Origin of the sequence: Halalkalibacillus halophilus DSM 18494 (genome assembly GCF_000423105.1) — a bacterium.
GTDB classification, from domain to species: domain Bacteria; phylum Bacillota; class Bacilli; order Bacillales; family Alkalibacillaceae; genus Halalkalibacillus; species Halalkalibacillus halophilus.
Map to the genome: position 1 here is coordinate 69,099 of NZ_AUHI01000007.1, position 24,727 is coordinate 93,825.

27 protein-coding genes are annotated in these 24,727 nt (G+C 36.2%); 17 read left to right on the forward strand and 10 right to left on the reverse strand.

What is annotated here, in order from left to right; genetic code table 11:
* Positions 1–111 precede the first annotated feature (111 nt).
* The 4 genes from G532_RS0105155 (at position 112) to G532_RS0105170 (ending at position 3,970) form a co-directional block, all read left to right on the forward strand.
* On the forward strand, positions 112–1,182 hold the full coding sequence (locus G532_RS0105155) for a hypothetical protein (RefSeq protein WP_027963832.1): 1,071 nt from the start codon (positions 112–114) through the stop codon (positions 1,180–1,182).
* Between the two features lie 327 nt (positions 1,183–1,509).
* Entirely contained in the window at positions 1,510–1,755 is a 246-nt protein-coding gene (locus G532_RS0105160; RefSeq protein WP_027963833.1) for a hypothetical protein, read from the forward strand.
* Between the two features lie 519 nt (positions 1,756–2,274).
* Complete coding sequence (fumC, locus tag G532_RS0105165) at positions 2,275–3,669, forward strand: class II fumarate hydratase (RefSeq protein ID WP_027963834.1); 1,395 nt, start codon at positions 2,275–2,277, stop codon at positions 3,667–3,669.
* Between the two features lie 79 nt (positions 3,670–3,748).
* Positions 3,749–3,970: an alpha/beta-type small acid-soluble spore protein gene (locus tag G532_RS0105170; RefSeq protein WP_027963835.1), complete on the forward strand. Its 222-nt coding sequence runs from the start codon at positions 3,749–3,751 to the stop codon at positions 3,968–3,970.
* An 87-nt stretch (positions 3,971–4,057) separates the two neighbouring features.
* On the opposite strand, the gene G532_RS16010 is transcribed toward G532_RS0105170, so the two are convergent.
* Positions 4,058–4,231 carry a hypothetical protein gene (locus G532_RS16010; protein WP_425402124.1) on the reverse strand — a complete coding sequence of 58 codons (174 nt, stop codon included), beginning with the start codon at positions 4,229–4,231 and terminating at the stop codon, positions 4,058–4,060.
* A 127-nt stretch (positions 4,232–4,358) separates the two neighbouring features.
* On the opposite strand from G532_RS16010, the gene G532_RS0105180 reads away from it, so the two are divergent.
* Both G532_RS0105180 and G532_RS0105185 read left to right on the forward strand, forming a co-directional pair.
* On the forward strand, positions 4,359–5,495 hold the full coding sequence (locus G532_RS0105180; RefSeq protein ID WP_027963837.1) for a DUF445 domain-containing protein: 1,137 nt from the start codon (positions 4,359–4,361) through the stop codon (positions 5,493–5,495).
* 117 nt (positions 5,496–5,612) lie between these two features.
* Positions 5,613–5,969: a YlbF/YmcA family competence regulator gene (locus G532_RS0105185; RefSeq protein WP_027963838.1), complete on the forward strand. Its 357-nt coding sequence runs from the start codon at positions 5,613–5,615 to the stop codon at positions 5,967–5,969.
* A 45-nt stretch (positions 5,970–6,014) separates the two neighbouring features.
* On the opposite strand, the gene G532_RS0105190 is transcribed toward G532_RS0105185, so the two are convergent.
* Complete coding sequence (locus G532_RS0105190) at positions 6,015–6,200, reverse strand: YhzD family protein (protein WP_027963839.1); 186 nt, start codon at positions 6,198–6,200, stop codon at positions 6,015–6,017.
* A gap of 188 nt (positions 6,201–6,388) precedes the next feature.
* On the opposite strand from G532_RS0105190, the gene G532_RS0105195 reads away from it, so the two are divergent.
* From G532_RS0105195 to yhaM, 3 genes are read left to right on the forward strand one after another with little or no spacing between them, the layout of a single operon-like run.
* Positions 6,389–7,609: a metallophosphoesterase gene (locus tag G532_RS0105195; protein WP_027963840.1), complete on the forward strand. Its 1,221-nt coding sequence runs from the start codon at positions 6,389–6,391 to the stop codon at positions 7,607–7,609.
* Positions 7,610–10,525 carry an ATP-binding protein gene (locus tag G532_RS0105200; protein WP_027963841.1) on the forward strand — a complete coding sequence of 972 codons (2,916 nt, stop codon included), beginning with the start codon at positions 7,610–7,612 and terminating at the stop codon, positions 10,523–10,525.
* Positions 10,526–10,543: 18 nt separating this feature from the next.
* Positions 10,544–11,488, forward strand: a complete 945-nt coding sequence (gene yhaM / locus G532_RS0105205; RefSeq protein ID WP_027963842.1) for a 3'-5' exoribonuclease YhaM — start codon at positions 10,544–10,546, stop codon at positions 11,486–11,488.
* A gap of 52 nt (positions 11,489–11,540) precedes the next feature.
* Here yhaM and G532_RS0105210 read toward each other — a convergent pair whose 3' ends face one another.
* Positions 11,541–12,410, reverse strand: a complete 870-nt coding sequence (locus G532_RS0105210; RefSeq protein ID WP_051189068.1) for a peptidylprolyl isomerase — start codon at positions 12,408–12,410, stop codon at positions 11,541–11,543.
* 152 nt (positions 12,411–12,562) lie between these two features.
* Between G532_RS0105210 and G532_RS15810 the strand changes: the two genes are divergently transcribed.
* Entirely contained in the window at positions 12,563–12,652 is a 90-nt protein-coding gene (locus tag G532_RS15810) for a YjcZ family sporulation protein (protein WP_084500564.1), read from the forward strand.
* 88 nt (positions 12,653–12,740) lie between these two features.
* Here G532_RS15810 and G532_RS0105220 read toward each other — a convergent pair whose 3' ends face one another.
* The 4 genes from G532_RS0105220 to G532_RS0105235 form a co-directional block, all read right to left on the reverse strand.
* On the reverse strand, positions 12,741–12,920 hold the full coding sequence (locus G532_RS0105220; RefSeq protein WP_027963844.1) for a hypothetical protein: 180 nt from the start codon (positions 12,918–12,920) through the stop codon (positions 12,741–12,743).
* A 25-nt stretch (positions 12,921–12,945) separates the two neighbouring features.
* Positions 12,946–13,488, reverse strand: a complete 543-nt coding sequence (locus G532_RS0105225) for a DUF3267 domain-containing protein (protein ID WP_035512596.1) — start codon at positions 13,486–13,488, stop codon at positions 12,946–12,948.
* Between the two features lie 123 nt (positions 13,489–13,611).
* Positions 13,612–14,145: an HTH-type transcriptional regulator Hpr gene (locus tag G532_RS14815; RefSeq protein WP_035512597.1), complete on the reverse strand. Its 534-nt coding sequence runs from the start codon at positions 14,143–14,145 to the stop codon at positions 13,612–13,614.
* 133 nt (positions 14,146–14,278) lie between these two features.
* Complete coding sequence (locus tag G532_RS0105235) at positions 14,279–14,764, reverse strand: GbsR/MarR family transcriptional regulator (protein ID WP_027963846.1); 486 nt, start codon at positions 14,762–14,764, stop codon at positions 14,279–14,281.
* Positions 14,765–15,050: 286 nt separating this feature from the next.
* Between G532_RS0105235 and G532_RS0105240 the strand changes: the two genes are divergently transcribed.
* The 4 genes from G532_RS0105240 to G532_RS0105255 all read left to right on the forward strand — a co-directional run bounded on the left by G532_RS0105240 (position 15,051) and on the right by G532_RS0105255 (position 19,136).
* Positions 15,051–16,253: a quaternary amine ABC transporter ATP-binding protein gene (locus G532_RS0105240; RefSeq protein ID WP_027963847.1), complete on the forward strand. Its 1,203-nt coding sequence runs from the start codon at positions 15,051–15,053 to the stop codon at positions 16,251–16,253.
* Entirely contained in the window at positions 16,240–17,082 is an 843-nt protein-coding gene (locus G532_RS0105245; RefSeq protein ID WP_084500566.1) for an ABC transporter permease, read from the forward strand. The genes G532_RS0105240 and G532_RS0105245 overlap by 14 nt, the downstream gene beginning before the upstream one ends.
* Positions 17,083–17,171: 89 nt before the next feature.
* Positions 17,172–18,143: a glycine betaine ABC transporter substrate-binding protein gene (locus tag G532_RS0105250; protein WP_027963849.1), complete on the forward strand. Its 972-nt coding sequence runs from the start codon at positions 17,172–17,174 to the stop codon at positions 18,141–18,143.
* A gap of 96 nt (positions 18,144–18,239) precedes the next feature.
* On the forward strand, positions 18,240–19,136 hold the full coding sequence (locus G532_RS0105255) for a glycine betaine ABC transporter substrate-binding protein (RefSeq protein WP_027963850.1): 897 nt from the start codon (positions 18,240–18,242) through the stop codon (positions 19,134–19,136).
* A gap of 138 nt (positions 19,137–19,274) precedes the next feature.
* Here the strand turns inward: G532_RS0105255 and G532_RS0105260 are convergent, their stop codons facing one another.
* A complete protein-coding gene (locus G532_RS0105260; protein ID WP_027963851.1) occupies positions 19,275–19,637 on the reverse strand; it encodes a YtxH domain-containing protein in 363 nt (120 codons plus the stop codon).
* A 116-nt stretch (positions 19,638–19,753) separates the two neighbouring features.
* Complete coding sequence (locus tag G532_RS0105265; RefSeq protein ID WP_035512598.1) at positions 19,754–20,179, reverse strand: HIT family protein; 426 nt, start codon at positions 20,177–20,179, stop codon at positions 19,754–19,756.
* A gap of 199 nt (positions 20,180–20,378) precedes the next feature.
* Here G532_RS0105265 and G532_RS0105270 point away from each other — a divergent pair, with 199 nt between their 5' ends.
* The 3 genes from G532_RS0105270 (at position 20,379) to G532_RS0105280 (ending at position 23,387) form a co-directional block, all read left to right on the forward strand.
* Positions 20,379–21,116 carry an ABC transporter ATP-binding protein gene (locus G532_RS0105270; RefSeq protein ID WP_027963853.1) on the forward strand — a complete coding sequence of 246 codons (738 nt, stop codon included), beginning with the start codon at positions 20,379–20,381 and terminating at the stop codon, positions 21,114–21,116.
* Positions 21,117–22,340, forward strand: a complete 1,224-nt coding sequence (locus tag G532_RS0105275; protein WP_027963854.1) for an ABC transporter permease — start codon at positions 21,117–21,119, stop codon at positions 22,338–22,340.
* Positions 22,341–22,529: 189 nt separating this feature from the next.
* A complete protein-coding gene (locus tag G532_RS0105280) occupies positions 22,530–23,387 on the forward strand; it encodes a YitT family protein (protein ID WP_027963855.1) in 858 nt (285 codons plus the stop codon).
* 85 nt (positions 23,388–23,472) lie between these two features.
* Here G532_RS0105280 and G532_RS0105285 read toward each other — a convergent pair whose 3' ends face one another.
* On the reverse strand, positions 23,473–24,648 hold the full coding sequence (locus tag G532_RS0105285) for a M20 metallopeptidase family protein (RefSeq protein WP_027963856.1): 1,176 nt from the start codon (positions 24,646–24,648) through the stop codon (positions 23,473–23,475).
* Positions 24,649–24,727 lie beyond the last annotated feature (79 nt).

Here is a 24,727-nt window from a genome sequence, read left to right on the forward strand (position 1 = left end):
GTAGCTATGGCTGCTCTTTTTTTAGTTTAATTTTAAAAAATCAAACACACCCCCATAAAGTGGAGAGTGGTTAACGTAAGTTATGAATAATCAAACAAAAGGAGTGAATCGATGAGAAACAAAAAATTAATATCTATTTTATCTGCAAGTGCATTAACTACTGCATTAGTATTTTCGCCTTTAGGTATATTTGCCGATGAGGACGAGGTTAAGGAAGATGTAGAAGATGAATTAGAAGAAGTGAACGAAGAAAATGAGGCTGATTTAGAAGAAGATTCCAGCGACGAAACTACATATGAAGAGAAAGACAATCAAGACGAACCTAAAGAAGAAGAAAGTTTTGAATCGCAATTATCTGTTATTTATGAAAAGCTTTCTGAAGAATTAGCGGTTGCGCTTGAGGAAGAAAATTATGAGCTTGCCGAAAAGATTTTGAACTTTACAAATGGAAAGGTATTAGAAGCAGTCGAGGCAATGGATCTAGAGGAAGTTGACCTCGCTGATGCAGAAGCGATTATAGCAGAATTATTGGAAACTTTTGAAGAAGCAGAAAAAGCTCGGGAAGACGGTCAAGAAATAGGCGATGAATACGAAGAGTCTAATCAAGAAGGAACAGAAGATAGTTCTGAAGTTGATGAAGTAGAAGAAGACCAAGCTTCAGACGAACAAACGGTAGGACAAAATGTTCTTTCTTTGGCAAAAGCTATGGAAGCGAAGAGTAATCCAGTAGCTAAAGAAGCTCTAAAGCGTAATATTGAGCGGTCATTGGACCGGTTAGAAGAAAAATACGCTGAAGAAGACTTAGAAGAATTAATTTCACAATTAAATGAAATAACTGATGAATTTTTAGTAGAGGATTCCACAGAGGATTACCCTGAGGAAACTACTGAGAAGGATACAGAAGATCAATCAAATAAACAACCAACAGAGGAAAGTTCTAATGATACTTCTGCAGGTGAAGAAACATCAACAGATGAAGTAGAAGTAATAGAAAAAGAGGAAGAGCCTCAAATTGGAAAAGTGAAATCCGAACCAAAAGAAGTAAAATCTAAAGCTAAAAACAAAGGTGAACAAAAAAAGCAAGAAGCAGCTTCAAAAGGCCCAGAAAAAAATAAAAGTAATAAAAACGGATCCAATAAAAACAATGGAAACGGAAAAGGGCCTAATAACAAAGGAAACTAATAAACAGTTTGAACCTTCGCTATTTTGGCGAAGTTCATATATAAACCTCTCTCCCAACTGAGGATTTTCCCTGATGATTTTATCATCAGGGGTTTTTTATTTAAAAGTTAGATGCATGATTTAAACACAATTGAAAATTACTTCCAATAATTTAAATTATAGGACTAATAATAACCTAAAACGGGTATAAAAATAATAAGAACCTTTTAGACAATGTAAGAAACTTGTGGTCCATGTTCGCATAGTATAAATTAAAAGTTCAGAAAATTGTTGCAATTATCCTACTTATTTAGGATAATAGAAAAAAGGAGTAAGGGGGCAGAGGTTATGAAAAAACATGTTACCTCGTATATTTTAATCAGGTATCAGCTTCCGAAACAAATTGCGCTAAAAGCAAGAAGAGACGTTCCATATGAGTTGAAATTGGCATCGCGTTTGGTCATGGATGAATTGGTCTATCGCTGGAACCAAGACTTACTGGAATCAAAAATTAATCGATCTATCGACGAAAATGATCAAGATGCATTTAATTACTATAGTAAATTATATAAAAACTATATAAATCATGGTTGAGCTACCTTAAATGGTGGCTCATTTTTATAAAGATTAGAAAATATAAAATTGCTGCCATAGAATACTGTTCTATGGTATTTTTTTATTTAAGTTACTATTGGCCACAAAGGATATCTGGATAACAAGCTACTTTTCTTGATGAAGTTTAATCGGGAATACTGTTCATAATATCCTATATTTTATTTTGGTATATTTTCAATAAGAAAATGTTTTGCCGGCATAAGAATTACCTTTTCGGGTGATCGGCAAGCTTTTGCGGGCGGGAAAATAGATTTGCGGGTGCAGGGCTCTTTATGCCGACAAAGAATGCGATATACAGGCGAATTATGTCGTATGCCGGCATAAAGCGGTAATCATGGCTCAGCATATTTCTTTGAAGTTCCCATATATTTTTTATTTTGGTATTCTAATTCATATTCCTAATTACTTTCACATTTACATTTAAAATTGTGACAAAAATCTTTATAATATGAAGTGGTAATAGTTTATGATTCGATAACTTGAGGAGGCAATTAAAGTATGAGCGAATTTCGTATTGAGAAAGATACATTAGGTGAAATGAAAGTGCCAAAAGAAAAATATTGGGGTGCACAAACCCAACGCAGTCTGCAAAACTTCCCAATTGGTGATGAAAAAATGCCAGAAGAAATTGTGGAAGGCTTCGCAATTTTAAAGAAAAGTGCAGCTCGTGCAAATTATAAGCTAGGACTTTTAGAAGAAGATAAAGCAAATGCAATTGGACATGCTGCCGATCGCGTTGTTGCAGGAGAGTTACATGAACACTTCCCATTGGTTGTATGGCAAACAGGTAGTGGTACCCAATCAAATATGAATATGAATGAAGTACTGGCTTATGTTGGTAACGAATGGTTAGAAGAACAAGGGAAAGACACTCGACTACATCCAAACGATGATGTAAATAAATCTCAAAGCTCTAACGATACCTATCCAACGGCTCTTCATATTGCTGCAGTTAAAAAAGTAGAAGAGCATGTATTGCCAGCATTACAGCAGATGAAACAAACGTTAAAAGAAAAAGCAGAAGCAAATGAAGAAATTGTTAAAATTGGTCGTACACATCTCCAAGATGCAACACCACTGACGTTAGGACAGGAGATTAGTGGTTGGCATCGTATGTTAGTGAAAACGGAATCAATGATTAATGATTCGTTAAAATATGTTCGAGAAATAGCATTGGGTGGAACAGCTGTAGGAACGGGAATTAATGCCCATCCTGACTTCGCTGAAACGGTTGCACAAACAATTAATGAAGAAACAAATGGTACATTTATATCTGCAGAAAATAAGTTCCATGCCTTAACGAGTCATGATGAACTTGTTCATACGCACGGTGCACTTAAAGGGTTAGCAGCTGATGTAATGAAGATCGCTAACGATGTTCGTTGGTTAGCAAGTGGTCCTCGTTGCGGAATTGGGGAAATTACAATTCCAGCAAACGAACCTGGAAGCTCCATCATGCCTGGTAAAGTAAACCCAACCCAGAGTGAGGCAATCACAATGGTGGTAGCACATGTAATGGGGAATGATGCTGCTATTGGCTTTGCTGCTAGCCAAGGAAACTTTGAATTAAATGTTTATAAACCAGTTATTGCCTATAACTTCTTGCAATCTTGTCAATTACTTGGTGATAGTATGCGTTCATTTGATGAGCGTTGCTTGGTAGGATTAGAACCAGATGAAAAAGAGATTGAAAAATATCTTAACGATTCTCTAATGTTAGTAACAGCTCTAAATCCTCATATTGGTTACGAAAATGCTGCTAAAATTGCTAAGTACGCACATGAAAATAACTTAACATTACGTGAAGCTTGCGAGGCTACTGAGATTCTTTCAGGTGAAAAATTTGATGAATTAGTTGACCCGAAAGAAATGACAAAACCAAACGCAAAATAATTAACAGCAATTACCTTTTATTTTATGTCATACTTTTTCCCTTCCTGTTTAAACTAATCTTACACAGGAGGTGAAGATCATGACACAAAACAGAAAGAATAATAGCTCTAATCAACTTGTAGTTCCTGGTGTTGCTCAAGCGTTAGATCAAATGAAATATGAAATCGCTCAAGAGTTTGGTGTAGAACTAGGTGCTGAAAATACTTCACGTGCGAACGGATCCGTTGGTGGTGAAATTACAAAGCGTTTAGTACAAATGGCTGAACAACAAATGAGTGGTCAACAAAACCAACAACAATAATGAAATAAAAGGAGGGGTTGTCCTTGTGACAGCCCCTTTTATTTATAGTTACATAAAATTTATATTTGGATGCATTCGAAGGGTTTATTATTTGGGAGCATCAAATGGTTCATCATTCTCACGAATATCTACTGCTTCTTCAATTTGCTTCCCTTTCTCACCTGTCGTGTAACCTCCAGCTAATCCTTCATTTAACATTCGATCTACATCTAAATCATACTTTTTTCGGCTATCCTCTGATGCTTCTCGTTTATGGTCCAATTCACTCACCTCCCAATATACTTTTAGTTTGTGAAAGAAAAGAGAAATCATACGACTGTTTTCAATCGCTAAAATATGCTATTTTTAGTTAGGACATATGTGTAGAAAGCAAAAGGATGGGATCAGAGTGGATACGTTATTTTTAATATTATTAATGGTTGCTATCGGAGCATTAATCGGTGGCATGACAAATTATTTAGCAATAAAAATGTTATTTAGACCTTACCATCCTGTTTATATAGGAAAATGGAAGCTCCCCTTTACACCAGGTTTAATTCCAAAAAGAAGACAAGAGCTTGCTGTTCAACTAGGAGGACTGGTTACCAATCACTTAGTTACAGCTGATGCAATAGGTGAAAAGCTATCTCAATCTAAGTTCCACCAACAAATTAGTTCGTTTATCAACCACAAACTTATCAATTGGCTTGAACAGAACCACACAGTTCAAGAAGCAGTCCAGCAAGTAAAAAAAGATTTTTCAAAAGAACAAACACAAAAGGAAACTCAAAAAGTAATCGAAAAAGAATTACGAGCTTGGTATGAAGAGCATTCGAAACAAAACTTAGCACAAATCTTACCACATGAATTACAAGAATATGTTGATCAATCTATACCCGGAGCATCTCAAGTCGTACTGCAAAAAGTAGACCAATATGTATCATCAGTAGAGGCGAAGATTCAGTTTTCCCAGGCCGCATCTGAGTTTCTAGAAAATCAGGGCTTTCTTGGAAACATGGTGAATTCGTATTTAGGTGCAGATGGATTAGTAGAAAAGATTGAACCTTCCATTAAGCAATTCGTAACAGCGGAAAGTACAGAAGAAAAAGTGACAGCTATGATGAGAGATGAATGGAATAAATGGCTAGAGGAAGATTTAGACAGCCTAAAAGTAAAATATGGATCGGATGCTTTTTTCACTAAGCTGAGTGCCGAAATCACTTCTTTCATACAAATTGACAAGCAACTTGATCGTCCAGTTAATGAATTAGTGGCTGCACATAAAGACTATCTAACAACGAAATTAGTACCAGAGCTTGTCAATCGTGTATTTACACAGCTAGCTGGTCAAGTAGATGTGTTGATGGAGCAAATGCAAGTAGCTTCCATGGTTCAGGCAGAGGTAGAGAAATTCGATGTTAGTCGAATTGAGCAGATGGTTTTGGAGATCACAAAGAAAGAATTTAATATGATTACTTACCTAGGTGCCGTTTTAGGTGGGTCAATCGGGCTTTTACAAGCTATTGTAGTTTTATTCATGATTTAAGAGATTGTTTCTTGAAATCATGAAAGTCTGAAAATAATGATGATACTATACATCGGTTTATATCTTTGTTACAGTAGTATAGGAATCTTGAAGAAGCAAATAGGAGGTAATTTTAAAATGAGTAATATTTATGATTTAGCATACGATTTAGAAAAAGGTCTACGTGAAAGTGAAGAATTTAAAGCGCTAAGCGATGCTTATGATAAGGTGATGAATGACCCATCTACTAAGCAGATGTTCGATAACTTCCGTGAAACACAATTAAACCTACAACAAAAACAAATGCAAGGCGAAGAAATTAGCGAAGAAGAAGTAAACCAAGCGAAATCAGTAGTGGAGCTAGTTCAGCAAAACGAAGATATTTCTAAGTTAATGGAAGAAGAGCAACGCCTAAATACGGTAATTGGTGATATCAGCAAAATTATCACTAAGCCATTAGAAGAATTATATGGTGAGCAAGAAGAAGAGCAGTAAAATTTAAGCATGTCGGAGAATTCTCCGGCATGCTTCTTTTTTTTGTTACCTATGAAAAAGCAATAAACGGCCATCAGGTGACACAAGCCTATGTGTGGTATCTATATAGTCGCTTTCCTCTAGTTTTTCTTTCCCCATTTTAATTGCACTTTCTTCCGTTTCCGCCTCAATCGTTTCATTGACAAGCGCATTTCCATCTTGAGCATAAACCGTTAAAAAATAAGTTTTCATATTGATTAGCTCCTTTTTTAAGTATCTATAGTACTAACTATATGGATTAAGCTTCAATTTGTAAATACATAAGTGAATGAGTATTCAATAATTTTAGACATAATATTTAAATTAATTCAATATAGAACGTGTATTCGTGTTTTGTTTTTGGTAAAATAGATATATACATTTTATTCGGAGGCGATCATATGACACAACCATTTACTTTTATCCATTGCGCAGATCTTCATCTAGATAGTCCATACAAAGGATTATATGATTTACCCTCCACGGTCTTTGGTGATCTTAAGGTCAGCACGTTCAAAAGTTATAGTAAATTAATTAATCTTGCTATAGATCAATCTGTGGATTTTGTACTCATGGTTGGGGATGTTTTTGACCAACAAGCTGCATCTTTACATTCTTTGATGAAGTGGGTAGAAGGGCTTGAAGAGCTTGCTAAACATGACATTAAGTGCTATGTCAGCTTTGGGAATCACGATTATGATTTACTATCCAAAGTAAAATTACAATTACCTGAAAATACTTTTGTTTTTAAGGAAGAAAAAATCGATACATATACATTTGAAAAAAAGGGAGAGTTTATTGCCGAAATTAGTGGCTTTAGTTACCAAAGCCGTGCAATAACAAAAAACAAAACGAAAGAATTTCCCAATGTTAAGAAACCGGATATTTTTCAAATAGCAATGTTACACGGAAATTTAGAGTCCGCAGGGGAACATGCGAATTATGCGCCATTTCAATTAAGTGACTTAAAAGCTCTACCTTTTAATTATTGGGCACTTGGCCATATACACAAGCGTGAAACTCTAGAGCATGATCCACCAGTAACTTATCCTGGAAATATTCAAGGACGACATATGAAAGAAACTGGTGAAAAAGGTTGTTATGTTGTTCAAGTTACTAACGGAAATCCAGTGGTTGAATTCCACCCCTTACAAGAAATACAGTTTCAAGAAAAAAAGGTTACTATCACTGATTGGTCCTCTGTAAATGAATTAATAAAACAACTTAGTGAACAAAAGGAAGAAATTCGTAAGCAAATTGGGAAAAGTTTCTTAAGACTATATGTCACGCTAAAACAACCTCCTGAACAGTTAGAGGAAATAATAAAAATTATAAATGAACAAGAAATGGATCGAGATGACTGGGTATGGGTGGAAAAACTTATTTTTAAAGAACACCTAACTTATGACCGTGAGCGTTTGAAACAGTCTAATCCTTTTATTAATGAATTATTAAATGAATTAGATTCAACGAGTGGAATGAAGGAAGACATGCACGATTTGCTTAGTCATCGTGTGTACAGCAAGTATTACTCTAATTTTCATGAAGAAGAACAAGAAGAAGTAAAAGACCAAGCAGAGAAATTGATTTTGGAAGAATTAATAAAGGGTGAGTCAAATTAAATGAAAATTCAGAGACTCGAAATAATTTCATTTGGAAAATGGCGTGATTTGAGCATTGAATTTGATAGTGGATTAAATTATATATATGGAACGAATGAAGCAGGCAAGACTACAGTGCGCAAGTTCGTGCAGTATGTATTATTTGGTCTGTCTCCTTCAGAGCGGAACTTAGTTGTTCCAAAGGATACTGGAATGCTCGCAGGAAAAATTCATATAACCAATAACGAAGAGCGATTTATCATTGAACGCTCGTCTCATAAAGATAAAGGGAAACGTATAGTTACAAAAAATGGGGAGCCGGTACCAGAATCTGATTTCCAAGAAATTTTCCCTGGCATCAATTCGCATACGTTTCACTCGATCTTCTCCTTCCAAGCAAGAGATTTATATCAAATCAGGAATAAATCCAAAGAAGAAGTCGGAAAAGTATTATTCAATTTAGGATTAACAGGTTCTGAAGAAATCGCAAATATTGAAAAAAGAGCAACTGTGGAAGCAGAAAAACTTTTTAAGAAACAAGGTAAAAATCCATTAATAAATCAAAAGCTGCTCCAATTAAAAAGCATTTCAGAAGACGAAAATCGTATTAGAGAAAAAGAGTCAACGTATAAAGGACTAAAAGAAGAGGAAACACACCTTGAAAATGAATGGAATGACTTAGTGGAGAGAGAAACAATAATTAAAAGTAGACTGGAAGACCATCAGTCATTACTTCAAGTAAAACATCCTTTATCAAAATATCAATTGATTGAGCAGGAAATACAATCTTTTGACGATACTTCTCTTGTTACAGACGATATGATTGATCGATATTATTTTTTACGTGACAAAATTTACTCTATTCAAGAACAAGAACAAAAAGTGCATACTAGACTGCAGCAAGTAGAACAACAAGTAGAGAAACTCAGGCAGCAGAGGAAGCTAATAAGTGCTTCAGAGTCACTTCAAGCGATCTCACAGGCAATAAAAACCTGGTATAGAGATAATGACGAACGAAATGAAACAATACGCAAAAAAGAATCGAAAGAAGCGATTTTTCAGCAAAAATTGCAGGAAAATGAATTGAAATTAGAGAAAGAAGAATTAAGTGATCTTCCTCTAACCACGTATATTAAGCAGCAATGGGAAACCTTGAAATTCAGAAGTGAAACACTTCGTGAATCTCAAAATAAATTACAGCGAAAGCAAAAGTCTAAAAAGGAAGAAATAACTGAAGTAGAGCACGATCTTAACATCAAACGAGAGAAAGTCCTCCCAGAAACAGAGAGAGGGTTTGTAGAACATCAACTTTATATCTATAATCAAACACATTCACAAGATAATGAAGTTCGTGCTACCGAAAACGCTACGAAGTCTAAATCAATATCTCAATATGCTACGATAATGAAATGGATGATAAGTAGCATACTGTTGGCAAGTGCAGGAGGGTGGCTCATAGCTTCCCCAGCAACAGGTTTTTTATATTATATAATACCTGTTCTGTTTTTATTAGCAACTGTCTTTGTTTTTTATATGTTAACCCAACTCACACAAGGGTTAATAGAGACACCTAACTCAGATAAACAGTTTGCAAATATAGATATAACAGAATTAAGATCTCGATTAAGCTCTGACAACTTATTACGTGAAGAGGTAAATGAGTTAACTGTTAAAAAAGATTTAATCGAGGCTGATGAGCGGGAGTTACAAAGAGAGATCGACGACCAAGAGAACGAACTAGTTCAATTGGATGGTGCAATCGATGAACAGAGAATGAAAAATCCATTGTTGCAAAGCATCCCAATTGAATATTGGCCATCTACGTATGACATATTGTATACTGCAAAACAACTTGCTTTAGACATAAAAGACTTGGAAAAGACAAAAGTTAATCTAACGAAAAGCATGGAAGAAAAAGAAACCTTACTCAGACAAGTTTTAAATGAAAACGAATTAACACTTGAACCAGGTGAAAATCTTGTGGCTAAAATAGAGCAATTAGTTTCTATAGAAATGGAAATAATTGCGCAACTTGAAAAGGAAAGAGGATGGATACGAGATATTACCCAAGAACAAAGAGAGCTTCAAGCTTCTAAGCAACCTTATCTCGATGAAATGGAAGATATTTATCATACCACTGGAGCTGCTAGGGAAGAGGAATTTGTAGCACTCCTTCATCAAGTGGAACAAAAAGCAAATTTGTTAGAGGAGAGAAAAGAACATTTCCAACTAATTTTCCAAGCTTATGGGGATCAAGCTACATCAATTGTGAATCAAGGATATTATTGGAATAAGATGGAGCGACAAGTCGAAGAAGACCGAGATCAACTGGACTTAATTCAAAATAGAAAAGATGATATTCGCCAAACATTAGCTAATATTAATGCAAGCATTGAACAAATGGAGGAAGATGGTACACTGTCAGACATTCTTCATAAAAGGTCTGTGATCGAAGCGGAAATAAATGACCTTGCCAAGCAGTGGGCTGTCCACCAAACCGTGCGAGGAGTTCTTAGACGAACGAAAGCTAAATATCAAAATGAATATTTACCAAATGTATTAGATGAAACGGCAGTCTTATTAAATGAATTAACTAATGGAGCTTATGAAGAGGTCAAGTTTACGGATGACGAAAATTTATTAGTAAAACATTCAAATGAATTATGGTTTAATGTACAGCAATTGTCAGAAGGAACAGCTGATCAATTATATATTTCACTTCGAATTGCTTTGAATCAAGCAGTGAATCAGAAACAAGGATTTCCGTTTTTACTAGATGATCCATTTGTGCACTTTGATGTAGAACGAAAAAGTAGGATGATGGATTTACTAAAACATAAATCTCAGTCACAACAAATAATTTATTTTTCTAAAGAACCTGCGCCTAACAATGATTTTAAGATGATTCGTTTAAATCACAAAAATACAATAGAGTAAAAAAGGGGGAAGCTATTCATGACAAAAGGTATTGCAGACTATGAAGTTGGTAGCCAGTTTGATGGGTATTTACTAATTAAATCTGTGGATAAAGGGACAACTGCAGCAGGAAAACCATTTTTGACAATTATGTTCCGTGATCGTTCAGGCGAAATTGAAGCAAAATTGTGGGAAGCTACGAAAGAGGATGAAGAATCTTTACAGCCTGAAGTGATTGTAAATGTCCAAGGTGAAATCAGGCAGTTTAGAGGGAAAAACCAATTGAATGTAAGACAAATTCGGATTTCAAATGAAACCGATCAAGTACGTGTGGAACAATTTATTGAAAAGGCGCCTGTAGAGGTAGAGCAACTGCAGGAGGAATTGACTCAGTTTATATTTTCAATGGAAAATCCAAAAATTCAGCGTATTGTACGTTATGTGATGAAAAAATATAATCAAGAAATTTCAATCTACCCTGCAGCGACAAAAAATCATCATGAGTATTCATCAGGGTTATTGCACCATATTGTTAGTATGTTGAAGCTTGCTCAACAGTTAAAGGGGTTATACCCAGAGCTAAATACGGACCTTCTATATGCTGGAGTTATTTTACATGATGTCGGGAAAGTTAAAGAGTTCTCAAGTCCTGTTTCGCCTTCCTATACTCTTGAAGGGAAAATGCTAGGCCATATTACCATGATGGTGGATGAGATCAGTGAGGCTGCTAAAGATTTAAGTATTGAGGGAGAGGAAGTATTATTACTTCAACATATGATTTTAAGCCATCATAGTAAACCAGAGTGGGGAAGTCCGAAAGCTCCTTTATTTAAAGAGGCAGAGATTCTACATCAAATTGATATGATTGATGCGAAGATGAATATGATGAACCGTGCTCTTAAAAAGGTAAAGCCGGGTGAATTTACCGATCGCATTTTCGCTATGGATAACCGTGCCTTCTATAAGCCTGAATTAGAAGAGTAAGTTTAAGTACAATAAGAAAAATGCGTTTTGGCAATTGCCAAAACGCATTTTATTATTCTGTTTCGTCATACTCAAAAAGATTTTCAAACTCTTCCAAGTTCACTTCAATTTCAGCATCACGCATCAATTGATCAATTCTTTCTGTAAGCTCTTGAGGATCGACTTGGCTAGCCAAAATCTCTTCGCGAATTTGAGGTTCCATTTCTTCTAATGAACCAATTTCGTCTTCTAATTCACGTCTATCTTCTACCAGAATGACATGATACCCGAACTGACTTTCCACTGGCTCACTAATTTCACCTATTTCTAGGCTGAATGCTGCATCTTCAAAAGGTTCGACCATTTGACCTACAGTGAAGTAACCAAGGTCGCCTCCATTGTCCGCACTTCCATCGCTGGAATACTCAGAAGCCAGTTCTTCAAATGAATCACCTTGTTCATACAATTCAATAACTTCTAATGCCGTTTCTTCTTCATCAACTAGAATATGTCGTGCTTGTACCTCTGTTTGCATGCGTTCATAATGTTCTTGGATTTCATCTTCTGATACATCAAGGTCCTCCGTTGCAACTTCAAATTCTAAGCGACTTTGATAAAGAGCTTCTCTAAATTCAGCTTCATTTTGAAAGCCTTGTTGTAACAAGAATTGCTCAAATTGATCCCCAACTTGATCTTTAAAGTCTTCTACTTCTTGATCCAGTTCTTCTTGTGGTATATCATATCTTTCTTCTAAAATCATTCTGGTTGTCATCGCTCTTAAAACTTCTTCACCATGACGCTCTTTCAATTCTTCATAAAATTCTTCTTCAGTGATTTCACCTACAGTTGATTCTACAGCTACATCACTTTGTTCATTATCCTCACTGCACGCACTTAACAATAAACCAAACAATAAAGTTACCATCAATACTTTCCACTTCACTCGCATGACACCCCTACAATTCTTTAGTATATTCAATCAATAATATACCACAATTACTCTAAACTTACATCAAACATTTGTTAGAATGCCTAGTCACAAATTACCTAACCTACATAGGATACTGTAGTTACGTGTTTGAGGAGGTGGATCAGGTGAGTTACGGAAAAGGATATGGTAGTGGTTTTGCGTTGATTGTAGTGCTTTTCATTTTATTAGTTATTGTTGGTGCTGCTTGGTTCTAGGATATAAAGTAATGAAGGGTTGGTCCCATAGATGGATCAACCTTTTCTGTACATAAAAAAACGTTCCGAATGGGCTCGGAACGTTTCTTTAAAGATAATTCACTTCATAATATGAAGAGATTAGTAGAATTAACATGGATACGTTGATTGTTCGATAAACACGAGAGCTTTTTTCAGAGGACATTTCTGATTTTGTACAAAACTTCTGAGTCATCGAGTTAAATGCCCATAATACAAATATAGCAAATGGTACGTAAAACAATAACAAATTTTCCCCTCCTAGTTTGTATTTATTAAGGAGATTGTATTAGTATATCATAATTGTTTTTCGACTTTTCTACAACACATTGTTTCGGTGCCTGAACGAAATAAGATAAAATCAACCAATCAGACAAGGAAATGCCAATGTGTATGGCTGTCAAAATAATTAAGATTGGATAAAAAGTAGGGAAAACAATTGCTCCTATTAACAATGGTATAGTAATCATCACTGTTGGTGCAAGCGTCATGATGATAGATGTTCTTTTTGATAGACTTGATTTCACTTTCAATCGTAAAAAAGGTATATATTTATATTTGAATGCCCAACGTAAATGAACATCTTTGTTTGTAAAAATCGTTGGGAACACATGAGCTAATTTGTGTAACATCGGAAGTATAAATAATGCAATAAGGATCTTCCAAAGCCCTGGTTCGTGAATTTCTACATGCTGAAACATGATCGAAAATGGAACGAACAGTATAATAAAAGATAAGATTGCAGTGAACACCGAAAGTATTCTTAATCGATTTTGACCAAATTCTTTCGTTAGGTTAAATGACTTCCAACATGTCATAGTACCAGGGCCTCCTTTAGCGCAACAAGTTATTACATATATTCTAGTATATTAATATGCCTTAGATGAATATACGCCTGTCGAAGCAAAAATTCAACCCTTTTTTGGAAAGAAAATAAATTCTTAATATTCCTTCCGAATACTTTCTGTGGTGCGCTCGAGAATATCTAAGTATTCTTCGCCATAAAGGCCCTTCACAATTGCTTCTAAATCTTGAAATTCAGGAAATCTACCATATAAATCTTTTAGTGGTAAAGAAGCTTGCATTACACTATTCTTTTCGGTAGCTTTTGCGTGGGCTTCCATCGTTTCTTCAAAAAGTTCTTTTCCATTGTTCGTAAGTTCCACATACGTGTTTCTTTTGTCTTCTTCTCGTTTGGAGAATGTTAATAGACTTCTTTCTTCTAATTTCTTAGAAAAGTTAAAAGCAGTTGATACATGCATTACTCCAAATTTAGAAATCTCTGAAATACTTGCCCCATCCAAATGATAGCAAATCCATAAAATATGATGCTCATTTAAGTTCAACCCAAACGGTTTGACCCATTCTTGCCAGTCCTTCTCAATTTGTTTCCATATTGCTTTTGATAATTGAGCCATCTTATGAGAGTACAATATGGCTTCTTGTAGCGAATACGTATCTTTATCCTTATCCACGTAAAACACTCCTTTTTGACCTATATTTTGTAAAATTCCGAAAAATAATTATTTAATATTATTTTAACATATTAACAAAAAAAGAGTTGCAAAAAAGGAAATAATTTTGCAACTCTCTTATTTTGTATTTTATCTATTTTGTTTTTAACTCATCGAAAACTTCTTCTAATGCATCGTGAAACCTGATCGCTTCAGCTAATTTCCTTTTAGATAACTCATCTTTTGAATGTTTTGCGGGCTGATAGGACCTTTCCAATTCTTCTAAATTAGCACGCTGCCGATCAATTGCAGTGAGCCAGCGTTCCACATAGGCTTTCATAAACTTTGCATAAAGATCTTTTTCTGCTTGGTATAAATCTTTCCGTACACCTTTTTTCCACACTCGTTCCACTAAATTGTAGTCTAAAAGAGTACGAATCGAGTTACTCATAGCAGTCTTACTTTTCCCAAGTTCATATTTCATATCATCTAATGTCATTGGTTCGTCACTTAAATACAAAATCACAAAAAGCTGTGATTCTGTTGTATTTAATGAAAACATTTCGAGTGTTTTAGAAAACTCAGAAACCATATGATGATGAAACGATTCACTAGCTGATTCTTTTTCGTTAGGTTGCATACAAACCCTCCTGAAACAGTTATCTATAATTAACTTACATGAGTTTCAATTATTTAGAAAGAATAATGTTGGATAGTTATTTGGAGTATTTCGTAGTAATTTGTGCATATTTGCATCTCAAGTTCGTACAGTTCAAACTTTACGGACTAAATAGAAAGATGTAAGTGTATTTAGTTGTTGAAGTTTGACGGTAAGAGTAATATAGTAAGTAAGGTGCATGTTACAGATTGATTACAAAAATAAAACTTAGTACTTAGAAAAATGAAAAGAAAGAGGTGGAGTAAAGATGCCTGTGATCAAGGTCAATAATTTATCGAAAATCTTTGGCAAGAAGACAAAAGAGGCTCAAGCACTTCTTGATGAAGGTTATTCGAAAGATGAAATTTTAGAGAAAACAGGTTGTACAGTTGGTGTAAACCGTGCGACTTTTGAAGTAGAAGAAGGCGAAATCTTCGTTATCATGGGACTATCTGGTAGTGGTAAATCAACGTTGGTACGTTTATTGAACCGCTTAATAGAACCAACAGAAGGTGACGTAGAAATAGAAGGAGAAAACCTAGCCAAAATGGGTGGCGAGGATTTACGTAAAATCCGTCGTGAGAAAATGAGTATGGTTTTCCAACGTTTTGCGTTATTCCCATTCCGTACAGTACTTGAAAATGCCGAATTCGGTTTAGAGATTCAAGGCATTGAAAAGGAAGAACGAAGCAAGAAAGCAAACACTTCATTAGACTTAGTTGGTTTAAAGGGATACGCTAATCAGTACCCAAGCCAATTATCAGGTGGTATGCAGCAACGTGTTGGTTTAGCACGTGCACTTGCAAATGACCCGGAAGTGTTGTTAATGGATGAAGCATTCTCTGCATTAGATCCATTAATTCGTAAAGATATGCAAGATGAGCTATTAGATCTACAAGTGAAAATGCGTAAAACTATCATCTTTATTACACACGATTTAGATGAGGCACTACGTATAGGCGATCGAATTGCCTTAATGAAAGATGGTTCTATTGTGCAAGTAGGTAGTCCGGAAGAAATACTTATTAATCCTGCAAACGATTATGTTGAACGATTCGTTGAGGATGTGGACCGTTCGAAAGTACTTACAGCCGAAAACATAATGAAACGTCCAGAAACAGTTGATATTGAAAAGCATGGACCTCGTGTTGCTCTAGAAAGAATGAGAGAACAAGGCCTATCGAGTATATATATCATCGACCGCTCTCGTAATTTAAAGGGTTATGTAACTGCTGATGAAGCTAAGAGAGCTAAAGATGATGGTATTGGTGATTTAAATGAAATCTTAAATAAAGACATGCCTACTGTAGACCTTTCTACTAGTATTCATGAGATATTCAATATCATTCATGACTCTCCAGTTCCTGTTGCAGTTACAGAAGATGGAAAACTACGAGGAATTGTTGTTCGTGGTGCAGTTATTGCAGCACTAGCTGATGGAAATGGGGTGAATGAAGATGCTACTAGATAATATTCCAGAGATACCTATGGCCGATTGGATTAATTACGGAGTAGGTTGGATTACAGATACATTTAGTTTTTTCTTTGATCCAGTAAAAGATGGATTTGGAGCAGTATTAGATACTTCTGCAGAATATCTATCGATTGTTCCACCAATTATTATTATCATTTTAATGGCTCTTGTAGCATTTTTTATAAGTGGTAAGAAAATTGCTTTACCAATATTTGCGATTATCGGTTTGATTTTCATTCAAAACCAAGGACTATGGGAAGAACTGATGTATACATTCACATTAGTGCTTTATGCCAGTTTGATTTCAGTAATCGTTGGTATACCACTTGGGATTTTGATGTCAAAGAGTAATCTTGCTGAAAATATTATTAAACCAGTCTTAGACTTTATGCAAACAATGCCGGCATTCGTATACCTTATTCCGGCAGTAGCATTCTTTGGTATTGGGATGGTACCAGGTGTATTCGCTTCATTCATTTTCGCGACACCACCTGTTGTTCGTTTTACGAATTTAGGAATTAGACAAGTCTCAGACGAATTAGTAGAAGCATCAGAAGCATTTGGTGCAACTGGGAATCAAAAACTGTTCAAAGTCGAATTACCAATGGCGAAGAAAACAATCATGGCTGGTGTAAACCAAACCGTAATGCTTTCTTTATCTATGGTAGTTATTGCCTCTATGATCGGGGCACCTGGTCTTGGACGCGAAGTACTATCTGCACTTCAACGTGCTGATGCAGGTCCAGGTTTCGTTGCAGGTTTAGGTATTGTAATTCTAGCAATTATCATTGACCGTGTAACACAAAACTTGAACAAAGATAAGTAAGATGTAAACATTGACTTAGGGAATATCTTGCCTCCTGACACTCAGGAGGCAGGTTCCAATAAATTTATTTTAGAAGGGGAGTTTTTATCATGTCATTAAGTACATGGAAGCGTTTAGGATTAATCGCTGTTCTTGCCCTTGTTCTAGTCATTGCAGCATGTGGTGCTGACGATGAAGGAGAAGAGGATACAGGCGGCGACGCAGATGGTGAAGATACGGAAGAAACAACAGATACGGATGAAGCATCTGAAGAAGGTGGCGACACAGCTGATATCGGCGGTGGCGAAGAAGTTGAGCTAGTATACGTGGAGTGGGATTCTGAAATTGCATCTACTCATGTTGTAGCAACCGCTATGGAGAATGCTGGTTTTGACGTTACAGTTACTCCACTAGACAACGCTGTTATGTGGCAGTCTGTTGCAAATGGAGAAGCTGATGGTATGGTAGCTGCATGGTTACCTGCTACTCATGGTGATTTATTTGATGAGTATGAAGATCAATTAGTAGACCTTGGTGAAAACCTTGAAGGTGCTAAAATTGGTTTAGTTGTACCTGAGTACATGGATGTAGATTCTATTGAAGACTTAGGAGAACATGGTGATGACCTTAATGAAACTATCACTGGTATCGAACCTGGTGCTGGTGTAGTACAAGCTGCTGAATCAGCAGTTGAAGATTACGGCCTAGATGGCTGGGATGTACAAACTTCTTCTAGTGGTGCAATGGCAACGGAACTAGGCGAAGCTTATGATAATGAAGAGCCAATCGTTGTAACTGGTTGGACTCCACATTGGAAGTTCGCTGAATATGACCTTAAATATCTTGATGACCCTGAAGAATCTTTTGGTGGCGAAGAAATTATTGGCACAATGGTTCGTGAAGGACTTGAAGATGATGCTCCAAACGCATATCAATTCTTAGACCAGTTCAACTGGACTACTGAAGATATGGAAGAAGTAATGCTTGAAATCCAAGAGGGTGCAGATGCTGAAGAAGCTGCAGCTAACTGGGTAGAAAATAACGAAGATAAAGTTTCTGAGTGGAGCGACGGAATCGAATAATCGATTTTAAGCAAAACGAGAGATTTAAATCACATCACCTCTCTAATCGCTTGAAGCGGTTAGGGAGGTTTTTATTAAAAAGGGGTTTTTCAAAAGATGTTTAAGAAAAAAGTATTTTTGTTAGTTTCCATTTTATTTTTGATGGTTCTAGCTGCTTGTGGTGATGATAGTTCTGATAGTGGGAATTATAGTGAAGCAGTAGATTATGAAATTGTAGGAATCGAACCTGGAGCTGGTATTACAGTTACCACGGAATCAGCTATTGAGGAGTATGATAGTCTTCAAGGGTGGGATCTGGAACAATCTTCAACGGCTGCAATGATCACGGCGCTAGAAGATGCGATTGCCAATGAAGAACCAATCGTAGTAACTGGTTGGAATCCACATTGGATGTTCGCACAGTTTCCTGATATGAAATATTTAGAAGATCCTGAAGGGATTTATGGAGAAGCTGAAAATATCAATACATTAACGCGCACAGGATTTGAAGAAGAACATCCTGAAGCCAATCAAATTCTTGACCAGTTCGAGTGGAGCGTAGAAGACATGGAAGAGATTATGTACGACGCAAACGAGTCTGGTGAAGATATTAACGAAGTTGCTAGTCAATGGGTAGAAGATAACCGTGATAGTGTGGATGCATGGATTGAAGGCGTAGAAGACGTAGATGGAGAAGAAGTAGAATTAGTGTCTACTCCATGGGATTCTGAACGTGCTTCATCTGGTGTAATGGCAGCTGTTTTAGAAGAGAAAGGGTTCGATGTAACAGTAACACCTGTAGATGTTGTTGTAGTGTTTGAATCAATTGCAAATGGCGATGCAGACGCAACATTAGCTGCATGGTTACCATTTACGCATGCTGATTTCTATGAAAGTGTAGAAGAAGATGTAGTGGATTTAGGACCTAATTTAGAAGGTGCAAAAATCGGTTTAGTTGTTCCATCTTATATGGATATCGATTCGATTGAAGACCTTGAAGCAGCTGAAGAATAAAAATATTTAACGATCAGAAAGGAAAATGTTCCTTCTGATCGTTTTTTATGCAATGTTAAAGAAGAGGGACCCATATTTTGTGTAATATTAAAGTAAGAGGCTAGGAATTTGTCCTAGCCTCTTACAATCGTTTTAAAACTATTTTTGTTCTTTTAATTTTTCCTCTAACTCTTTTATACCCTCTTCAATTTGTCTCAAGTGTTCTTGTAGATTTTCCTGGTGTGGTTCGATTGTTTCTTTCCAACTTTCAACGGAAGCTTTTATATCCTGTGAGAGGTCTTTAAGTAAGGCTGCACCTTCTTTAGAAGTCTGTGTAAGTTGTTCTTTGAGATCAAATCCGCTTTCTTTTAACTCTTGAGAGATTTCTCGTAAACGTTCACTCTGATCGCGCATGCGACCACGTAATTCCTGTCCTGAGTTAGGTGTTGTTAGTAATGAAATGGAAGCACCTACTACGCTACCTACGAGCGTTCCTAATAATAATGACTTTCCACTTGGCATATTTATAACCCCTTTCCATTCTATTTTTATTATAAACCTTTTTCCCTATTATGTTTAGTGCTAATCATCATCCACGATTGTTGTTGGATATAAAACAAAGCCTATGTTTTCCACCTTTATAGATTGTTGTGAATTTTATCCGCTAATGACTGTAACTTCTCAGGTGTGTAGTTATCTCCATGAACTTCCCAATTTAATTTGAAACCATCTGTCTCATCGTAACGTGGTATTAGATGGAGGTGAAAGTGGAAGACACTTTGATCTGCAAAGGAACCATTATTATTTAGCATATTCAGTCCTTTAGGGGTGAAAGCAGCTTTCATCGCATTTGCAATCAATGGAACCGCTTTAAATAGTTCCGATGCGGTTGTTTGGTCTAATTCGTATAAATCTTGGCAATGTTTTTTGGGGATGACAAGCGTGTGACCTTCCGTAACTTGGCTAATGTCTAAAAATGCATAGACATAGTCATCTTCATACACTTTTGAGGAAGGGATCTCACCGTCTAATATTTTGCAAAAAATACAATCTGACATAAACATCCTCCTATAATATAATTATACTTTTCATGTTAAACGTATATCTAACTTTAACTATTACCTTTAAGACTTGGTAATAAACTGAGTTGTCTATATTGTAACGTAAACCTTTGTCGAATGTAAGAATAAATGGGTATGGCTATTCAATGTTCTTTGTTTTTTGGTATGATATTGATAAAGATAGAGCAGGAGATGAGAATGAATGAGTGAGTTATTAGAAATAAAGGAACTCGTTGGTGGATATACCAAACAAGATGTCTTACATGGAGTTTCTTTCAATGTGAAGCAAGGAGAAGTAGTCGGTCTCATCGGCTTAAATGGAGCCGGGAAATCTACTACCATTAAACATATTATTGGCTTGATGAATCCGAAAAAAGGCTCCGTCTCTATTAATGGAGAAGAGTTAACGCATGATTTAGAGTCTTATCGTAAGAACTTTGCATATATCCCTGAAATGCCAATGCTTTACGATGAATTGACGTTAGAAGAGCATTTACATTTAACTGCAATGGCTTATGGTCTTGAGGAAGAAACTTATCACGAGCGTGCTGATCTTTTATTAAAAGAGTTTAATTTATTTAATAAGAAAAAATGGTTCCCTGTACACTTCTCTAAAGGGATGCGTCAAAAAGTTATGATTATGTGTGCCTTTTTGGTACAACCATCGTTATACATTGTGGACGAACCATTTGTGGGGTTAGATCCATTAGGGATTCAATCTTATTTGAATACGATGAATGAAATGAAAGAACAAGGTGCAGGTGTCTTAATGTCTACACACATACTTGCTACAGCAGAAAAGTATTGTGATCGATTTGTAATCTTGCATCATGGGGAAATAAAAGCTTACGGCACATTATTAGAATTACAAAATGAATTTGGTATGGCTGGTGCGAGTCTAGATGATATCTATATCCAATTGACAAAGGACGATGCTTAAATGAATACGAATCAATTATGGAAGGAAAGACTCGGCCAACATGTAAAAATGGTTAGTAGATATATGCGCTTAATCTTCAATGATCATTTAGCATTTGCCTTAATTTTCTTTGTAGCAGGATTTGCTTATTTTTATCAGCAGTGGTTAGAAACTGTTCCTCAAAACTTTCCAGTTGCATGGATGATGGCTGTTGTAATTGGTCTCTTACTTACACATAGTCCAGTACGTACTTTTTTCAGAGAGGCAGACACCGTTTTTCTACTGCCTGTAGAGAATAAATTAAAACCTTATATAAGAAATTCTTTGGTTTATAGTTTTGTAATGCAGAGTTATTGGTTAGCTATTTTCGTCTTTGCTTTTGCTCCATTATACTTAACTATTTATCCAGAGATACCAGCTTCCTATCTTTTTGCTATTTTATTAGGTGTGCTATTAGTGAAAGTAGGGAATTTATTTGCGACTTGGTATCTAGATACAAATAGAGACCCGCGACTTACTAATTTGGACCGAGTCGTTCGATTAGTAATTAATGTTTTGTTTGTGTATTTCCTCGTTAATGGGGTTATGTTCAATGCTTTGGCTGCAGCTCTATTAATCCTTGGGGTAGCTTTTTTGAACTACTGGAATATTTATAAGAAATTCAGTCTTCCTTGGGATCAATTAGTTGAAAAAGAAGATGCTAGATTGCAATTCTTTTATCGAATTGCCAATATGTCGACCGATGTTCCTCATATTAAGCATAAGCCGAAGAAGCGGCATCGTATGGCTGGTTTTGCTAAGAAAAATGTGGATTATAACCAAGAAAGCACCTACCTTTATTTATATGCACTTACTTTTGTTCGTAGTGGTGATTATTTAGGAATGTATCTTAGATTAGTTGCGCTAGCTATTTTCTTTGCTTTATGGATTCCTATTTTCTGGGCTAAAGTGGTTTTTGCGATGTTAATCTTATTTATCACAGGTTTCCAATTCATCACCATTTATAACCACCATAAACGAATGGAATGGCTAGATATTTATCCAGTTTCCCACCATTACAGGAAAAAAGCTGTTCATCAACTAATCTTAGTACTGATGTCTGTTAAGATCGTTATTGTATTTTTTGCTTTCTATTTTGGAACTGGATTTTTAGATGCTACCATTTATGGAGGTATCGCTATTGCTTTCACTGTTTTATTCGAGCATTTCTATGTTAAAAAACGAATTCAGACTTTGACTGCATAACATATCTTTTATAGGATTATTTCAATCGGAACAGCTTTTAGTTGTTCTGATTTTTTATGTGTTTTTATAAACACTTCATCCTGATAAAGCGTTCATCTGTTAATGTTCACAAAGTGTGGGCATAGTGTTAAAATCATCTAGGCTAAAGAAATAGGACAAGTTAACCAGCAAAGAAGGGTTCGGGTACATATGGGTAAGAAGAGAAATAAGGGGCAGTTTACGAAGTGGCAGCAACTTATATATATTATGGTCGGTTCATTTATAGTTGCCTTAGCATATAATGGTTTTTTATTACCAAACTATGTTGCAGCAGGCGGTGTGAGTGGAATTAGTACGATCACGGAGGCATTGTTAGGAATAGAACCAGCATACGTGATCTGGGCAATCAATATTCCGCTTTTATTCGTAGCCTATTACTTATTAGGTAGAGGTTCAGCTTTCAGGTCGTTGGCGGGTTCATTGTTACTCCCGCTTTTTGTATTCTTAACCCGGCATATGGATGCGTTTGTAAATGATGCATTACTTGCTGCATTATTTGGCGGACTAGGTGTTGGAGTAGGAATCGGAATTGTTTTTTTAGGAGATGCCTCAACAGGTGGAACGGCTTTAATTGCGCAACTCATTAATAAATTTACTAACCTGACACTTGGTTCTAGCATTGCAATTATTGATGGAATCATTGTAGTAACAGCAATTATCGTATTTGATATTGAATTAGGTTTGTATGCACTAATAGGTTTGTATATGACGAGTAAGTCAATTGACTTGGTGCAAACAGGCTTTAATAAAACAAAGACTACATTAATTGTTTCCAATGAATATTTAGATGTGCAAGAAGCGATTTATACTCGGGTGGACCGAGGGGTTACTCGTTTAGCTGCGCAAGGTGGTTTTACACAAGATGAACGGCCTGTATTAATGTGTGTCGTGTATCAATCAGAAATGGGTGCATTGAAGCGTACGATTAGAGAAGTGGACCCTGAGGCATTTGTTATTGTGACAGATTCAGCGGAAGTATTAGGACAAGGTTTTTATGAATCAGCATAATTAGAACTAACATAAAAAATCCCGTTTGCAACTGAATGTAGCAAGCGGGATTTTTAAATTTACTTAATAGTCACCGGGTTGTTATCTACTGGTGATTTTCATTATACTTTCTAACGCCATGCATTAGTGCTTTAGCGGCTGTTGGTAAAGCGCGTTCATCAATATTAAATTTCGGGTGATGGTGCGGGTATGCATGACCCTCAATTTGTGCACCAGTGAAGAAGAAGGCGCCAGGGCGTTCTTCTAAATAATAGGCAAAATCTTCTCCGCCCATGATCGGTTCTACGTCACGAACACTTAAAACTCCTGGAATCTGATTTCCGTCATGAAGATAATAGTTTACTTCAGTTTCATGATTGACTACAGGTGGATAACCTTTAACGTAGTCAAGTTCATATTCTGCGTCGTAGCTAACAGCAATTCCCTTTAAGATCTTGTGCATTTCTTCAATAATTTCATCCTGCACATCTTTGTCTAGGATTCTCACCGTTCCCGTTAAAGCTGTCGTATCAGGAATTACATTAAAAGCATTTCCGCCTTCTATTTTCCCAATCGTTAATACAGCAGGGGACAAAGGATTTATACGACGACTTACCACCTGTTGTAGTTCTACAATCGCCTGGCCAGCCATTACAACAGGATCCTTCGTCTGTTGTGGCATAGCCCCGTGGCCACCTTTACCTTGGAAAGTAATTTTAAAGCGGTCAGCACCAGCCATGAATGGTCCACTTGTCGTTTCGATTTCATTTAATTTTGTATTAGACCATAAATGGGTACCGAATACAGCGTCTACACCTTCTAATGCTCCTTCTTCAATCATCGGTTTTGCACCACCTGGAGCATATTCCTCTGCAGGTTGGTGGATAAAAACAAGTGTACCTGGAAGTTCTTCTTTAAATTCTAACGCAGCTTCTGCAACAGCTAATAAGGAGGCAGTATGACCATCGTGGCCGCATGCATGCATTTTGCCGTCAACTTTTGACTTATAAGGTACATCATTTTCTTCTTGAATTGGCAGTGCGTCAAAATCTGCGCGCAAGGCGACTGTCTTACCAGGCTTTCCACCTTCTATTTTAGCTATTAAACCATACCCACCAATATTGTTTTGGTAAGGAATGCCTAACTCATCATAACGCTTTGCTATAAAAGCAGCCGTTTCTTTTTCTTCAAAAGAAAGCTCGGGATGTTGGTGTAAGTATCTGCGGTCTTCTACCATTCTGTCATATAATGTATCTATTTTTTCATATAATTGATCCCACATAAAAAAATCCTCCTCTTCACATTTCATGAAGATAAGTATAACAGAATTTTCGGAATACGTAATGCATTCACCTTCTAAT

What these genes read in the sequence shown, in the direction of transcription:
- G532_RS0105225 (WP_035512596.1), bottom strand. Translation starts at nt 13,488, where the DNA reads ATGACATGTTGGAAGTCATTTAACCTAACGAAAGAATTTGGTCAAAAT.
- G532_RS0105200 (WP_027963841.1), top strand. Translation starts at nt 7,610, where the DNA reads ATGAAAATTCAGAGACTCGAAATAATTTCATTTGGAAAATGGCGTGAT.
- G532_RS0105285 (WP_027963856.1), bottom strand. Translation starts at nt 24,648, where the DNA reads ATGTGGGATCAATTATATGAAAAAATAGATACATTATATGACAGAATG.
- G532_RS0105155 (WP_027963832.1), top strand. Translation starts at nt 112, where the DNA reads ATGAGAAACAAAAAATTAATATCTATTTTATCTGCAAGTGCATTAACT.
- G532_RS0105275 (WP_027963854.1), top strand. Translation starts at nt 21,117, where the DNA reads ATGAATACGAATCAATTATGGAAGGAAAGACTCGGCCAACATGTAAAA.
- G532_RS0105185 (WP_027963838.1), top strand. Translation starts at nt 5,613, where the DNA reads ATGAGTAATATTTATGATTTAGCATACGATTTAGAAAAAGGTCTACGT.
- yhaM (WP_027963842.1), top strand. Translation starts at nt 10,544, where the DNA reads ATGACAAAAGGTATTGCAGACTATGAAGTTGGTAGCCAGTTTGATGGG.
- G532_RS0105245 (WP_084500566.1), top strand. Translation starts at nt 16,240, where the DNA reads ATGCTACTAGATAATATTCCAGAGATACCTATGGCCGATTGGATTAAT.
- G532_RS0105170 (WP_027963835.1), top strand. Translation starts at nt 3,749, where the DNA reads ATGACACAAAACAGAAAGAATAATAGCTCTAATCAACTTGTAGTTCCT.
- G532_RS0105190 (WP_027963839.1), bottom strand. Translation starts at nt 6,200, where the DNA reads ATGAAAACTTATTTTTTAACGGTTTATGCTCAAGATGGAAATGCGCTT.
- G532_RS0105255 (WP_027963850.1), top strand. Translation starts at nt 18,240, where the DNA reads ATGTTTAAGAAAAAAGTATTTTTGTTAGTTTCCATTTTATTTTTGATG.
- G532_RS0105240 (WP_027963847.1), top strand. Translation starts at nt 15,051, where the DNA reads ATGCCTGTGATCAAGGTCAATAATTTATCGAAAATCTTTGGCAAGAAG.
- G532_RS0105280 (WP_027963855.1), top strand. Translation starts at nt 22,530, where the DNA reads ATGGGTAAGAAGAGAAATAAGGGGCAGTTTACGAAGTGGCAGCAACTT.
- G532_RS0105160 (WP_027963833.1), top strand. Translation starts at nt 1,510, where the DNA reads ATGAAAAAACATGTTACCTCGTATATTTTAATCAGGTATCAGCTTCCG.
- fumC (WP_027963834.1), top strand. Translation starts at nt 2,275, where the DNA reads ATGAGCGAATTTCGTATTGAGAAAGATACATTAGGTGAAATGAAAGTG.
- G532_RS0105250 (WP_027963849.1), top strand. Translation starts at nt 17,172, where the DNA reads ATGTCATTAAGTACATGGAAGCGTTTAGGATTAATCGCTGTTCTTGCC.
- G532_RS0105265 (WP_035512598.1), bottom strand. Translation starts at nt 20,179, where the DNA reads ATGTTTATGTCAGATTGTATTTTTTGCAAAATATTAGACGGTGAGATC.
- G532_RS0105195 (WP_027963840.1), top strand. Translation starts at nt 6,389, where the DNA reads ATGACACAACCATTTACTTTTATCCATTGCGCAGATCTTCATCTAGAT.
- G532_RS0105260 (WP_027963851.1), bottom strand. Translation starts at nt 19,637, where the DNA reads ATGCCAAGTGGAAAGTCATTATTATTAGGAACGCTCGTAGGTAGCGTA.
- G532_RS0105235 (WP_027963846.1), bottom strand. Translation starts at nt 14,764, where the DNA reads ATGCAACCTAACGAAAAAGAATCAGCTAGTGAATCGTTTCATCATCAT.
- G532_RS0105270 (WP_027963853.1), top strand. Translation starts at nt 20,379, where the DNA reads ATGAGTGAGTTATTAGAAATAAAGGAACTCGTTGGTGGATATACCAAA.